We start from the raw sequence: 13,779 nt of genomic DNA, 5'->3' as shown, positions 1-13,779 counted from the left end.
CCTATGATTTAGATTTTATCATAGAAGACCTTATTCTTATGAAATATTTACAGACTTTTTTTCACAGACTCGATTAGATTATGTTTATCCAAACAATATTACAACTAGAAGCCGATATTTAAGTTATTCGTTATTTGTAAAAAAATCTAAAATACTATGTAATCCCAAAAGTACTTTTTTATCATCAACTGCAGATCTTTCATTGGTATTATGGCTATACACTGCATCATGAATATTATAACAGTTCATATGATGCAAAAGAGTACATGCTGTACTATAAGCTGTGTCTATATAACCATCGCCTCCCCCAACTAATATAACTGCTCCTTTTTTAGATTTTGTAATCGGTTCTTCCTTTCTAAACAATCTGGCACAAAAATATGTTTGAAGTCTACTTCCAATTTCTAATCGTTTTCCAGTCAATTCTGAAAAATAAAGCGGTGAAGTTAACAAAATGTTATCACATTCTTGTATGTACTTATATATTTCCTGCATTTCATCACCTATTGCACATCCATTATTTTTCCAACAATATCGGCAATCAAAACAAGTTGAAATATTACACCTATAGGCATCTATAATCCTGTAGTCTCCTGTAATCGGCGTTCTTTCTCATTAAATGTTTTGGGATGGAGGATAGCAATACTGTTGACTCCATGTTGAAATCTCGGAAAATAATTTTTCCATGTCTACCCGGGAAAAATCTGTTGTATCAACTTTTATCCTCTTATTTCCAATAAAGAAAGCATCAAATCCCCTGTTCTCTATCCCATGCACATAATCATCATAGGAAACAGATGCTGCTTTTAATTCCTCAAAACTGCGCTCTTTCTTTTCCGGATAACAATCATTGACTACATGCCCCCGATGTCTGGCAGGGCTCATATCCCGCTTCTGTAAGCGCTGGTGGATTACCTTATAATCCCCCGTCAAGGTGACGGTCAATGCAGCATATTGGTATTTTTCCAGCAAAGTCTTTATTCCGTTCTTTGATGTGTATTCAAAATTATTTTCCAAGATAAAAGACCGGCCCGCCTTCATAAGCTGTTCCGCCAAATAATACATAATTTCCATGCTTGCAATTCCCAGATTTACCTTTTCCTTTCTCGACTCAAAGCCAACAAAATCAAATAATAATTCTTTTATGGTATCTTTAGAAATCGCAGGCAGTTTGAATCTTTTCCCAATCGCTTCAGCCATTGTGCTTTTTCCTGCTGCCGGAATCCCGGCCACTAATATGCAATACATTTTTCCTCCATGTCCGCTCACGGCTTATAAATCATCTCAGTCAATTTTCTACAGCCCCGTACTTTTTGACCATATTACCAAAAATAAACAAAAATCACAAGGAGAGAATACCTAAATCCATCCTCCTGGTAGTTTCGGCGCTACTTTTCACGGGTCAGGAATGCGCATTTACTGCGCATCCCGTGAGAATGTGATTCAGGTGTGAGGGGCGATTTTTGCGAAGCGAAACTTGGAATATCGTCCCGAATGTTACTATGAGCGGCTCCCAGGCCATGAATAGTAACGTTTCGGTGCGCTCTAGAGCTTTGCAGTTCATGAAAAGTCCATAGTCAACGCCCCCTCTGCAGAAGGCGGAACATCCATCTTGCAGCGCTGCTAAGCGCACGCTGCAAGGGAACAGAGTATGTGACCACGGCTGTCACCAAATGTTCATGCAAGCATGCTCACTTGGCGTTGTTCGCAGGAATCAAGCTGCTTTGCTTCTTTTTGCAGAATCTATGGAATATTTATCTCATCTCCATTATCTCCTACCAGCAATGCGCTGACCTTTTCCGGTTCAATCACCTCAGAGAGCCGGGCAGTTTTTGCATAATCCCCGTTTCCACAGCTAACCCACAGCTCCTGGAATCCTTCTTCTTCCACTACCGTGCCGTCCTGATATTTGATCCCATTGATAAACAAAGAATGAAGGCTGTCCGCCTGGTCAAGATTGACCCCTTCTATTTTTTCCAGCTCTTTGGCCCCTTGTTCGTCACACACCAGTTTCACGCTGATTGGCGTAAATTCAACTTCTTTTACCATAACCGCACACCCTGCAATCTGATATTCCCTGTTGATTTCATAGCGAACGGGATCGGTGGCGTGCAAATTTAATGTAAACTCCCAGTTTCCCTCCAAAACAGGTTCTCCCTTCATTGCCTTTTCTCCCGGCGCATCTAAGGAAGTAAACTGGATTGTCATGTTAAGGTCTTCTGTCCCTTCTTTCATTTTATTTCCTATCATTTCATAATATCTGCTGTTGGAAACTGCCTGTCCGCCCGCCTCCACAAAGCCGCATCCAAACATTCCAAAGGGACTTTCCCCTCCCTGATAATCCATCTGAAAGCTCATATCATAGTCGGACGTAATTTGTACCGACTCATCTTCCGCAGTTATTTCAAATAATGCATAAAAGCAGTTATTATCCTGTATAGTCTGTATCGCCCGTATGGTAAGTCCTGCATCCGATACGGTTTGATGTGTGTCCTGAACGATCTGTTCTGTCACAAGCGCCTTTTGCTGTTCCTCATCCGCCATAAAGACTTCCGCCGCCCTTTTATTCCATTTAAAAATCTCCGCCGCGCTTACGGTCGTCCCCAGTACGGCAACTGTTGCCGCTATTAAAAAAATTATTTTACCCTTTTTCATCCGTTTCACCTTTTTGACCTTTCTCTCATCCAGTTCGGCAAGTGTACTTATCAGAGCCTGATGCACATGCTCCGGCACATCGGGAAAGTCATTCTTCCAATTCTTATTCTGCATACCCATATACTCCCATTAATTTTTCTTTTAAAAGTTTCCTGCTTCGATACAGTCTTGTTTTTACCGTTCCTTGTGACAGCTTTAAGATCTGGCAGATTTCTTTTACTGAAAATCCCTCTACATAAAACAATACAAAGGGAACTCTGTAATTATCCTCCAAACCCATGACCACTTCAAACACCTCCGAGTAATCTTCCTCCTGCGCCATTGTCCGCGTATCATAGTAATCCTCATAGGAAACCTGATCCTTTCTGGAGCGAATCATATAATTACATTCATTGATCAGTATTCTGGTAAGCCATGTCTTAAAATACTTCTCATTCCGCAGCGTATGTAATTTCTCAAAAGCATGTAAGACTGCATTTTGTATCGCATCGGCACAATCATCGTCATTTCCCAAAATAGATTTTGCTATGTGATACAGGCTCTTTTCAGCCTCAAGTACCTGTGTCGTAAACTGTTTCTTATCCATTTCCTTAAATTCCTTATCGTTAAATTACGGGCGCTTTTCCCGTTTTACTGAAACGGCCGTTTCATTTTACAATAATTAGATGCAGGAAAAGATGAAAAAGTCACAAAAGGCACAGACGAATTTTTCGCCAATGCCTTTTCACTTGTCTATTAAGCCAATAACCCCTCTGCAGAAGGCGGGCATCCATCTTGCAGCGCTGCTCATTGTTTACGCGTACCTTGTATCATATCAGCAGGAAATCAAGCGCGAACTTAGTGAGCATTTGATTTCACCTGACATGATAACAAAAAAATCTTTGAGTGCGTAACCGCGGCAGACGCACAGCGGCTGGATTTTGGGGTCTATTGTATCATGAATCAGAGATTCATGAGCACCATTCGCTGTTCGTTGAATATGCAAGCATACTCTCCTCACTAACGCTCATTATACCATAACACGTTTACTCTGTATTTGGATTTACATAGCAGAACTGCACCGACTCCGGTACAGGCTTTCCGGCGCCATTTTCTGTGTACGCATATGCTTTTACAAATACAACCCTGCCATCCTTAAGACTGACACACATAGCATCTTCCCACTCAAGAGGCGCTTCGTATAACTCCATTACCTTTTGGGCCCTGTCATCCCCAAGATTATAAGTAAACAGTCCTTCATAATTCCAAAGAAGAAAATCTGTATCCCTTCCTTTAACAATCGTATGACAATGGGGTGGTCCGGACGGAAGCGGATTTGTCGATACCACACTATACCCCGCTGTGTCCGGATTAAGCTGCAAAATTATACTGTGAAAGGGTCCATCCTCACAAAGAAGATAGATATTCCCATCTTTTCCCCGACACAGACTGTCTCTTGCCATAATGTCATATGGAATTTCAATGGTACAAAGCTCATTTCCCTCCGTATCATAGACACAAACGGCCCTATCCTTCCCGGCATACAGCCTTCCTTCTTTGTCCACTGCCAATGCGCCAAAAATTTCGTTTTCCGTATCCTTTTCATAGAGCAGTTCCCCTTCCTTGCTTATATGAAGAATTTTCCCTCCTTCATAATTGTCTTCTCCTTTCAAAAGTAAAAGCCCATAAAGCCCTTGCTGCATATCTTCTTCCATAGCATACATCACCATATTTTCCCCAAAATCCCCCTGATAGAAAGGTCTGGAAGTGCTTTCACCGATTTCCATACGCTCAATCATATTTGTTCCTGCCAGGTACAGACACCCTTCTCCTTCTGTTACACAAATTACATCCACACTGCCTTCATAGGAAATCACCTTATCTTCCTTAGCCTCAGGCGCCATTTCAATAAAATCCTGTTCACCCTCCCACTTTCCTTCCGCTACTTCCGAGCCGATTATCTGTATGCTGTAATTTACTTTATGCTCGAAATCTATAAGCTGCAACAGTTCTTCATCTGTCATCTGTTCTGGGAGAAATAATGTGGCCCTATCTGCATACAAGCCCACTCCTTTTCCTTTATAATCCCTGTCATCCTTCAAATACGCTAGGTCTCCTTCCGGGAATCTTCCCTTTTCCTCATATTCTCCGGTCAGTTTCTCATAACGTGCCTTTTCTTCCTCCGTTAAAGGTCTGCTATAATGAAAGGTATCCCCCACAAGCGCCTGGGAATAAAATTTTTCCAACATTTCCCGGTTCATAGCCACCATACGCTGCTGATAAAGACTGACCGCTGCAAACGCACTCCCCCCTATAATAAGACAAAACACAGCGGTCAGCGGGAGAAACATTCTCTTTCTGGCAATACCTCTGCGCTTTCTATTGCTTTTGTCTGGCGATGTATGGATGATCTCAGAAAGCGTTTCTGTGACAGTCTCATGAAAGCCTTCCGGCACGATTTCCAGTTCAGGAACATATATCTTAGCTTTTCTATTTTTATTTTGCACCTTACATTTCTCCTTTCAATATTTCTTTCATCTGTTTGCGCGCCCTAAGAAGTCTTTGTTTGACATTGTTTTCCGAAATCTTTAGAATTTGGGCAATTTCTTTCACAGAATAACCTTCAATATAGTGCAAAACAAAAGCCAACCGGTAAGATTCTTTTAGAGTCATCAAAGCTTCGTAAACCTCCGAATACCCATTTTCCCATTTCATGGATTTGGTTATGCCATCTACTGTTTCTTCATACGGCACAAGTCGCTTGTCTTTTTTCAAAATCCGATAACATTCGTTAATCAGAATCCTTGTCAGCCATGTCCTGAAAAACTTTTCATCCCGTAATGTTTTCAAATTTGCATAGGCGCGAAGCAGCGTGTTCTGAATTGCATCTTCACAGTCCACTTCCCTTTTCAGCATACTTCTGGCAACCCCATACAGTTGCTTTTCAGCAGCAAGTACTTCTGCTACAAATTGTTGCTGTTTCATCTCTAATCCTATCCTTTCCGCAGTCTACAGCGCTATTTCAAAAAACCATACTTCATAAAGGTTGTCACCCTTTGCAAGTCGGCTTATTGTAACAAATACTCCGTCAGCGTTATCTCCACGCCGCTGATATTAAAAAAAAGCTGCTTTTATTAATTAGAAATCTGACTACTGCAAAAAGTTACAAAAAAATCCTTGTTTTTATGAAAACCTCTTTTCATAAAAACAAAGATTTATTCTTTCATCATTCCCGTTCATCTCCATGTTGCCACAAAGCGGCTGCTTAGATCCTACGGAGAATGCCTGCCTTTTAAGGCATTTTCAAGGCATTCTTTTGTGTCAGACTTAGTACTTTTTAGTGAAATGCCCTCTGGCATGCGCTTTAGAAGTGCTTCTCACACTATTCCAGTACAGTCAGGAAAGCACCATATTTCCGGTTAACCCATAAAAAAGTGCCGCAAAATTAGGCATACCAATTACTCTTGTTTCGCTGCTATGTAACCATGTACTTGGAATAAGCTCTTGACTGGTCCAAATTGATTTCGCTAAAAGAACTTCAGCGGCAATGTCTGCATTCATTCTATAATTAAAGTGAAAAAGATTGGTTAAAAAAATGAGAACTAAAAACAAAAGAATTCCTTTTTCCAATAATATAGGTCTGTCACTAAAGACTATTTTTCGATGCATGTTATATACCCTTCCATCCAATTTATTTTATCGCACACTTTTGTATAGCAGATAATAATCCGCCTCCAAATTTTCCATCTGCGCCTTCAGCCAGCGCTGGGAATCATCCAATGCCTTATTGTAAACAATCGGCGCCATATGCTCGCAAAATAAATCTATTATCTGCTGTTCCTCAATGATTCCTATATTTTCCCCCCGCACGTCCAGATAAAACGCTCTGACTTCTTCTGCCAGCTGCTTCTTCTGCGCATCACTTAGCTTAATGATTTCATTTAAACTTTTCCTTTTCATTCTGCCCCTTCTTTCCCCTTTTATAGATGTTCCGCCCTCAAAAGTCTTTTTTAAAGCAAGTAATAGGTTGGATATCCTGTCGGTCTGCCGCAGGATTTTTGATCACAATAAGCCTGATCGCCAAGCGTAGCGGCGTTTGTTGTTATGGTTAGTCAATTATACCGCAAAATCCGATCATATACAAACCCCCTTGTCAATATAATCTTTTAATGATATTCTCTTTACAGGTTTGCGTTATTTTAAAGAAGACATGGAGGTAACGACACATGATTCAATACAAAACCTTATGTGCGGACGAAATTTGCCCGGAACTATTTCAGCATTTTATCCGTCATCAGACCGTCACCAAATGCTGGCGCCGAGAAAACGGCCAATGGATTATAAAGGACGCGCCCTTTGTAGATGACTGGACAGCACAGGATTATAAGGTGTTGGTTTCCTGCCTGAAAAACACTGTTCTTACCGGCGGATTTGTCTATGCCGCTTTTTATGACAACCAGTTAAAAGGCTTTGTTTCGGTAGAGCCGGAAATCTTTGGCGGACAGCAGCGGTATCTTGATTTATCAAGCATTCATACATCTGAAGATATGCGAAATAAGGGAATCGGCAAAGCGCTTTTTCTTGCCGCCAAAGACTGGGCCAGGAAAAAAGGAGCTAAAAAACTGTATATCTCCGCCCACTCAGCCGTAGAGAGCCAGGCCTTTTATAAAGCAATGGGCTGTGTTGAGGCTAAAATATACCACCAAGAACATGTGGAAAAAGAACCCTTCGATTGCCAGTTAGAATGCAGCTTATTGGCAGAAGCAGAGGATTCGATTCATTTGTGATTGCGCATACTAACCTCCATGCTGTCAATAGCCCACAAATTTGGGCGCAGCACAAATTTGTTGATTGAAAAATTTTTATTTTTCAATCTATACCTTGTACACATACAATTTGCGGGGTACCAGCAAGAATGGAGGATTCCTTTGTACCATGTGAAATCCCTATATTACACTAATATTTTCCTAAATATTTTATAAAAGGCGGATTGCTAATCCATGGCAATCCGCCGGAAAAATTACCACGCTTTCAAGCTGGATTGTCGTGTGTCCTAAAATTATCCTTTAGAACAGGAAACACATTTATGACTTTTCTTTGTTCAAAGAAAGTATCAATTCCACCAGCTCATCTAACGGCATTTCCCCCATATCCTGCTTATCACGCGCTTCATCACGCGCTCTGATTGATACCGTCCGGTTTATCTGTTCCTTTTCCCCTACAATCATCATGTAAGGCACCTTATCTAATTGTGCTTCCCGAATTTTATAACCCAATTTCTCATTTCTTGCGTCCATTTCCACACGGATTCCTGCCGCCTTTAATGTCTCCACTACTTTATCGGCATAGGACATATATTTATCGGAAACAGGCAGCACCTTGACCTGCACCGGAGAGAGCCATACCGGAAATTTCCCTGCGTAATGTTCAATCAATATTCCAATAAAGCGCTCAATAGATCCTAATATTACACGGTGTATCATAATCGGTCTGTGTTTTTCCCCGTCCGCCCCCATATACTCTGCTTCAAACCGCTGGGGCAGCTGAAAGTCTAACTGTATTGTTCCGCACTGCCAGGTACGGCCAATAGAATCCTTCAAATGAAAATCCAGCTTAGGGCCATAAAACGCGCCATCCCCTTCATTTATGGAGTAAGGAATTTTCAGGCTGTCCATCGCATTCATAAGGGCACTTGTTGCCAGCTCCCAGTCAGCCTCGCTCCCTATACTGTTTTCCGGCTTTGTGGACAATTCAATATGGTATACAAAGCCAAACTTTGTATAAACCTTGTCAATCATTCTAACCACATTTTGAATTTCATCTATGATCTGTTCCTGGGTCATAAAAATGTGCGCATCATCCTGCGTAAATGCCCGCACACGCATCAGCCCGTGGAGTTGCCCCGATTTCTCTTTCCGGTGAACCAGGCCAAGCTCCGCTAAGCGAAGCGGCAAATCCCGGTAGGAATGGGGCTCCGACTTATACACCAGCATACCCCCCGGACAGCTCATAGGCTTAATGGCATATTCATTCTCATCCACCACCGTTGTGTACATATTTTCTCTATAATGCTCCCAATGGCCGGAAGTCTCCCATAAGCGCTTATCTAACATAATCGGTGTGGAAATTTCCTGATAGCCTTCTTTAACATGCAAATCCCGCCAATCATCCAGCAAAAGATTTTTAAGTACCATCCCTTTAGGCAGAAAAAACGGAAACCCTGCCCCTTCCTCCCTTAGCATAAATATCCCAAGCTCTTTTCCAAGTTTTCTGTGGTCCCTCAGCCTTGCCTCCTCCATCATATGCAGATATTCTTCTAGCAAAACTTCTTTTGGAAAAGAAATGCCATAAATACGCGTCAACATCTTTCCCTTCTCATCACCTCTCCAGTACGCTCCTGCAACAGACAAAAGCTTAAACGCCTTGATCTGACATGTGTTCGCAATGTGCGGCCCTGCACAAAGCTCGGCATATTCCCCTTGTTTATAAAAGCTGATTTCTTCGTCTGCCGGTAAGTCCCGTATCAATTCCAGCTTATAGCTCTCTCCCCGTTCTTCCATATACGAATAAGCCTTTTCTCTGTCCATTTCATAAACCTGCAGGGAAAAAGATTTTTTTACAATTTTCTTCATCTCCGCTTCAATTACAGGCAGATATTCCTCTGAAAAGGGAAAGGAAAATTCAAAATCGTAATAAAATCCATTTTCAATTGCCGGACCTATCGCACATTTTGTATCCGGATATAAATTTTTTACCGCCTGCGCTAATATATGCGCACTGGTATGCCAAAACGCCTTTTTCCCCTCTTGTTCTTCAAAACTTACTTCTCTGGTTTCTCCGTTTTTTAATAAAGTTTTCATGTTAGCTGCCCCTTTCTTTTTATATGCTTTTCAATAATTGAAATATAACACAGGTGTACTGAGCACAGCCCAGATATACTAAGCGCGGCTCGGGTAAATTGAGCCGGGTATACCGATTAGGATTAAGCAAGCCGCACGGTCTTAGCTGCAACCATATAACAAACGCTGTCGTACTTCGCCAGCTGGCTTATTATAAACAGGTCAGCACACTTCGCAGCCTGGCCTCATGATACAAAAAGCACCCATAAGACTACCGACAATAGTCTTAAGGGTGCATCTGCACGGTTCCACCTTAACTTTTCACTTCAGATTCCAACAAATCCTATCCCTTAACGCAGGCATACGGTAATGCTTACACAAATTTATTTTCAGCATTACGGCTCAGGAATGGTTTTCGTCTATCTTTCTCATAAATGGCTTTCACCAAACGCCACTCTCTCTGTCTGATTCCGAATAAACTACTGTTTCCGTCATCGCTTTTCTTATATTGCTATTTGCACTTTACCAAATTTTTTTTGCTTTGTCAATCGCTGAAAAATTGTATTTTTACTGTAAAGAATGTAAGTGTTACTTTTCCTCAAGATAAAACTTCTGCAAAACCTCAAAAGCCGGTTTCCGGTACGTCTTGTCCGCCGAACACACTCCCTTCCTGTTGTAATATTTCTGGAGGTAATGGGTTCTTCTGGGGCAGCGGAAATCGTAAAGAATCCACGGTGTCATTCCCTTGATATAATCAATTTTTCTAAGGGTCTCGATTTGGCGTTCATAAACGTAGACCTGGCATTCCTCCGAACCTTTATCCGTTATAGTGCCATGATGTCCGGGCAGGGCATCTGCGCCAAATTCCGTTATAATAACCGGCTTCTTGGGATTGCTGTTTGCCATCAGCTGGGGCAGCTTTTCAAAATCCGGTGTATACCATCCACAATATTCATTGATGCCAATCAAATCAAGATGCTCAATCAACCGGTCTGCAATCTCATTCTTTTCGCTGTCCACCAGACATGCTGCCGACACAAGACGGGTTTCGTCCTCCCTGTGGGCGCAATCCGCCAATCCGCCCATGAATTTAAGCCGTTCATCGGTATCTGCGTTTTCATTCCCCACAGACCATATAATCACACTGGCACGGTTAAAGTCACGGGTCATCAGCTCCATCAACTGATTCTGCCATCTTCATAGGTAGCCTCCCGCTCAAAGCGAATCGCCCAATAAACCGGAATTTCCTCCCAAAGAAGAATACCATATTCATCCGCCAGCTTCGCCATTCTTTCATGATGTGGATAATGGGCAATGCGCATAAAATTGCATCCCAGCTCCTTTGCCAACAAAATATTTTCTATCCGCTCCTCATCCGTTAGCGCCCTGCCATTTTCCACACTTTCCTCATGACAGCTGATTCCCTTTAAAAAGATGGGCTTTCCGTTTAAGATAATTTCTCCGTCTTTTTCCCTTATTTCCCGGAATCCTACTTTGTCGCTTACCTGATCTTTCAGGCAGCTTACGCTTACCTGGTATAACCTGGGATTTTCCGGTGACCAAAGATTGGGCTTTGCCGGAATAACAGCTTCACCGGTTCCTTCCGTAACCGCAACTTCCTGTTCAATTCCCAACTCCTTAAGCGTCACTTTAGCCGTTGTTGTTACGGGTTCTGACAATCTTACCTTTACCTGAATTTTCCCAAAGGTACCATCTGCAACCAGCGCAATCCGGAAATCTTTGATATAAATTCCCGGAAGACGAATCAGCTCAATATCCCGATATACACCCCCATAGTTAAACCAGTCCGTATTTTCCGTTGGTATCTGCTCCGCCCTTCTGGTGCTGTCCACTACAAGGATGATGCGGTTTTCCTCTTTTAGCGCCTCTGTAATATCCAAAAAGAAAGGAGTGGAGCCTCCCCGGTGCATTCCCATGTACGCGCCATTTAGAAAAACACGGCAAAGATAATTGGCGGCTCCAATCTTTAGCACCACCTTTTCTTCCTCACCCTTTCCGTAAGAAAATTTTCTGGTAAAAACCATGCTGCCATCATAAATAAGGTATTCTCTCTCCACCATATTCCAGCAGGCCGGCAGCCGCATAGTCGGCCACTGGTCAAAGGAATAATCAAGAGGAAGTGTATATCCATTTTCGTCATAGCATTTTTCTTTGAACCACTGCTGTCTTAAACAGGTATCATACTGGTCCACCGCATACTGCCACTCCCCGTTTAAAAGCTCCCGCCTTCTTCCTCCGTCAAATACCATAGTTTTCACATCGGCCTGTTTTCCCTCATACTGCTACGTATAATCCTCCAGATGAATATCCGACATATAAATTTTCGGTTTCACCGCATCCATTTTACTTTCCTCCTTCTCTTATTTATGATTCTCCATTCCTGCCGCCAATCCCCGGTCTGGTAACTCTACCAAAACTTTACACTCCCCCTGTCCCCATGCCGCTTTTTGTAGCAGTATAACCGGACAAAAAAGCCATAGCTTTACATCCGTTGCGCTCATTGTTCGCAAGAATAAACATACAACACATAAGGAGAACTCTCCTCCTCATAAGTTCCCACCAACGCAAGTCCCACATCTTCCCCATTGGAAAGCTCAATTCTGGAAAAAATATATACTCCTCCAAGGGCCTTAAACGCATCCTCATTGATATAAATCTCATGGTCCGCTACCTGATAGTCCCGTACCGCCGCCACAATGGAAAGCTCCGTTCCGGAATAAAGGTACGCTCTGGCCCCCCAGGTGTCAAAATATTCCCTGGATTCGGGCACTCTTTCAAGTGCAGGCGCAATCACCTTTCGAAAATCTTCCTTATATGCCTGTCCATAAAATCCCAGATAACCGTCCAGCGTAGCTATCCCATTATATTCCAGCACTGCCGGATGAAACCCGTAGGCTGCCGACCACTCTCCCTCATACCCGATGTCTTCCTTTGCCAGTTCAAAAAGCTTAGTGGAATAAAATTCCCCATAGCTTAAATCATTGGATGCTTTTCCCTTCAAAATCTCATAAGCCTTGGCCCTGGCGGTATGATACAAATCATTATATCTGGTGCCTGAAAAAAGAATAAGCAAAACAGCCATCACCGCCAAAACGTTCGCAAAATACCGCCACAGCATTCCTTCTCCAACATGAATCTTTTTAAAAACCACAAAAAAAACAGCGCTTTTTTCTTCCTTGTCATAAAGTCTGCTAAGCGCCAGAAAAAAAGCGGCATACCAGACAAAAGGGTTGAAAAAAACAGTCCTGTTAAACTGCCATCCCGTAAGAGACGGACAGAGCGTCTCCACCACCTTTCTGAAAGGCTCACAGTAATAAATGCCGTAAACAAAGCTGTTAAACACAAGCGCCAGCATAAGCAGATTAAAGGGTTCGTGAAAAATCCCCCTGGGATTTTTATTTTTTATATAAGATATATTCAGGTACAAAAAATAAAAAAGGCATACCGGCATCACCAGATAAGTGTGCATACTTTCCGCATGAAACATGCCTTTTGTAAAGCCTTCCGCCATCGTCTTTAAAATCTCTCCGGCTCCAAAGCTGCCTGCCTCCATGGTAACGCGGATCGTTTCCTCCCTCCCAAAAAGCATGACTCCAAAAAGCCTGTATTCAAAGACAATATATCCGGCGGCAAGCGCCACAATTCCAATCAAGATACGCAGTGGGCATTTTTTGTCTTTCACCCACAACCACAAAAATGCAACTGCCAAATATGCAAGAATAAAAAGTCCGAAATAGGAAAAATAAGAAAGAAGCGGATAAAAAAATACTGCCACATACCATTTAAAGGAAGGCTTTCTGTAAAGTTTCCGCACCAGATAAACAATAAGCGGAATAGAGGCAAAGGGAATGCCAAAAGCCGGAAATACATTTAAAATTCCGTAGGCCAGCCCTGCCATCCAGGCAAGAGGACGGTACTTTTGATAGCCATCCCCACAAAACTCCCTGGCCAGAAGCAAAGATGAGCCAAGTCCGATCACAATTTTTATCAAATACCCCGCCGCATACGCCTGATAAGAGGGCATAAGAAAAAACAGCATGGAATAAAGGGAAAATTCAGAGGGAAGATTGTCCCTGCTTATCCCTCCCAAAAAAGGTGCCTTCACACCATGGGCAAAAAATGAATTTGTATTTTTTAGCATCTGAAACTGGGCAAGAAACAAATCCAAGTTATCGTGTATCGAAATAATACTGCTTTCCCCAACGCCAAAGAGTATCAGGGCCGCCAAAAGAAAGATTCCCGCCACCACCATCAGATACCAGTTTTGAATTAGCTTTTTCATAAA

14 protein-coding genes and 1 other annotated feature are annotated in these 13,779 nt (G+C 42.3%); of the genes, 2 read left to right on the top strand and 12 right to left on the bottom strand.

From position 1 onward, the window contains the following. Positions 1–123 precede the first annotated feature (123 nt). From D5281_RS19100 to D5281_RS19085, 4 genes are all read right to left on the bottom strand, one after another. Complete coding sequence (locus D5281_RS19100; RefSeq protein ID WP_330585161.1) at positions 124–495, bottom strand: hypothetical protein; 372 nt, start codon at positions 493–495, stop codon at positions 124–126. Between the two features lie 120 nt (positions 496–615). Continuing rightward, on the bottom strand, positions 616–1,248 hold the full coding sequence (locus D5281_RS19095) for an AAA family ATPase (RefSeq protein WP_160561668.1): 633 nt from the start codon (positions 1,246–1,248) through the stop codon (positions 616–618). Positions 1,249–1,743: 495 nt separating this feature from the next. Next, positions 1,744–2,769, bottom strand: a complete 1,026-nt coding sequence (locus D5281_RS19090) for a hypothetical protein (protein ID WP_160561667.1) — start codon at positions 2,767–2,769, stop codon at positions 1,744–1,746. Next, positions 2,759–3,241, bottom strand: a complete 483-nt coding sequence (locus D5281_RS19085) for an RNA polymerase sigma factor (protein WP_160561666.1) — start codon at positions 3,239–3,241, stop codon at positions 2,759–2,761. Before D5281_RS19085 ends, D5281_RS19090 begins: the two co-directional genes overlap by 11 nt. Before the next feature lie 91 nt (positions 3,242–3,332). Here D5281_RS19085 and D5281_RS19080 point away from each other — a divergent pair, with 91 nt between their 5' ends. Next, positions 3,333–3,548 carry a hypothetical protein gene (locus tag D5281_RS19080; RefSeq protein ID WP_160561665.1) on the top strand — a complete coding sequence of 72 codons (216 nt, stop codon included), beginning with the start codon at positions 3,333–3,335 and terminating at the stop codon, positions 3,546–3,548. Positions 3,549–3,680: 132 nt separating this feature from the next. On the opposite strand, the gene D5281_RS19075 is transcribed toward D5281_RS19080, so the two are convergent. The 4 genes from D5281_RS19075 to D5281_RS19060 all read right to left on the bottom strand — a co-directional run bounded on the left by D5281_RS19075 (position 3,681) and on the right by D5281_RS19060 (position 6,594). Then, positions 3,681–5,141: a hypothetical protein gene (locus D5281_RS19075; RefSeq protein WP_160561664.1), complete on the bottom strand. Its 1,461-nt coding sequence runs from the start codon at positions 5,139–5,141 to the stop codon at positions 3,681–3,683. A 1-nt stretch (position 5,142) separates the two neighbouring features. Beyond that, the gene (locus tag D5281_RS19070; RefSeq protein ID WP_160561663.1) at positions 5,143–5,619 is read right to left on the bottom strand and encodes an RNA polymerase sigma factor; all 477 of its coding nucleotides are present in this window, start codon (positions 5,617–5,619) and stop codon (positions 5,143–5,145) included. 411 nt (positions 5,620–6,030) lie between these two features. Continuing rightward, entirely contained in the window at positions 6,031–6,303 is a 273-nt protein-coding gene (locus D5281_RS19065) for a hypothetical protein (RefSeq protein ID WP_160561662.1), read from the bottom strand. 27 nt (positions 6,304–6,330) lie between these two features. Then, positions 6,331–6,594, bottom strand: a complete 264-nt coding sequence (locus D5281_RS19060; RefSeq protein ID WP_160561661.1) for a DUF2164 family protein — start codon at positions 6,592–6,594, stop codon at positions 6,331–6,333. A gap of 266 nt (positions 6,595–6,860) precedes the next feature. Here D5281_RS19060 and D5281_RS19055 point away from each other — a divergent pair, with 266 nt between their 5' ends. Then, a complete protein-coding gene (locus D5281_RS19055; protein WP_160561660.1) occupies positions 6,861–7,421 on the top strand; it encodes a GNAT family N-acetyltransferase in 561 nt (186 codons plus the stop codon). A gap of 297 nt (positions 7,422–7,718) precedes the next feature. Here D5281_RS19055 and thrS read toward each other — a convergent pair whose 3' ends face one another. The 4 genes from thrS to D5281_RS19035 form a co-directional block, all read right to left on the bottom strand. After that, on the bottom strand, positions 7,719–9,494 hold the full coding sequence (gene thrS / locus D5281_RS19050; protein WP_160561659.1) for a threonine--tRNA ligase: 1,776 nt from the start codon (positions 9,492–9,494) through the stop codon (positions 7,719–7,721). A 264-nt stretch (positions 9,495–9,758) separates the two neighbouring features. After that, positions 9,759–9,977 (bottom strand) — a binding site (T-box leader). 84 nt (positions 9,978–10,061) lie between these two features. Then, a complete protein-coding gene (locus tag D5281_RS19045; protein ID WP_160561658.1) occupies positions 10,062–10,652 on the bottom strand; it encodes a glycoside hydrolase family 2 TIM barrel-domain containing protein in 591 nt (196 codons plus the stop codon). Beyond that, positions 10,652–11,743, bottom strand: coding sequence for a glycoside hydrolase family 2 protein (locus tag D5281_RS19040; RefSeq protein WP_277935464.1), 1,092 nt, complete (start codon positions 11,741–11,743; stop codon positions 10,652–10,654). The genes D5281_RS19045 and D5281_RS19040 overlap by 1 nt, the downstream gene beginning before the upstream one ends. A 248-nt stretch (positions 11,744–11,991) precedes the next feature. Then, positions 11,992–13,776, bottom strand: a complete 1,785-nt coding sequence (locus D5281_RS19035) for a DUF6044 family protein (protein WP_160561656.1) — start codon at positions 13,774–13,776, stop codon at positions 11,992–11,994. Positions 13,777–13,779: the final 3 nt, after the last annotated feature.

Origin of the sequence: Parablautia muri (genome assembly GCF_009917485.1) — a bacterium.
GTDB classification, from domain to species: Bacteria; Bacillota; Clostridia; order Lachnospirales; family Lachnospiraceae; genus Suilimivivens; species Suilimivivens muri.
Note: the sequence above shows the minus strand (reverse complement) of the source record. Positions and strands in the feature narration are given on the sequence as shown.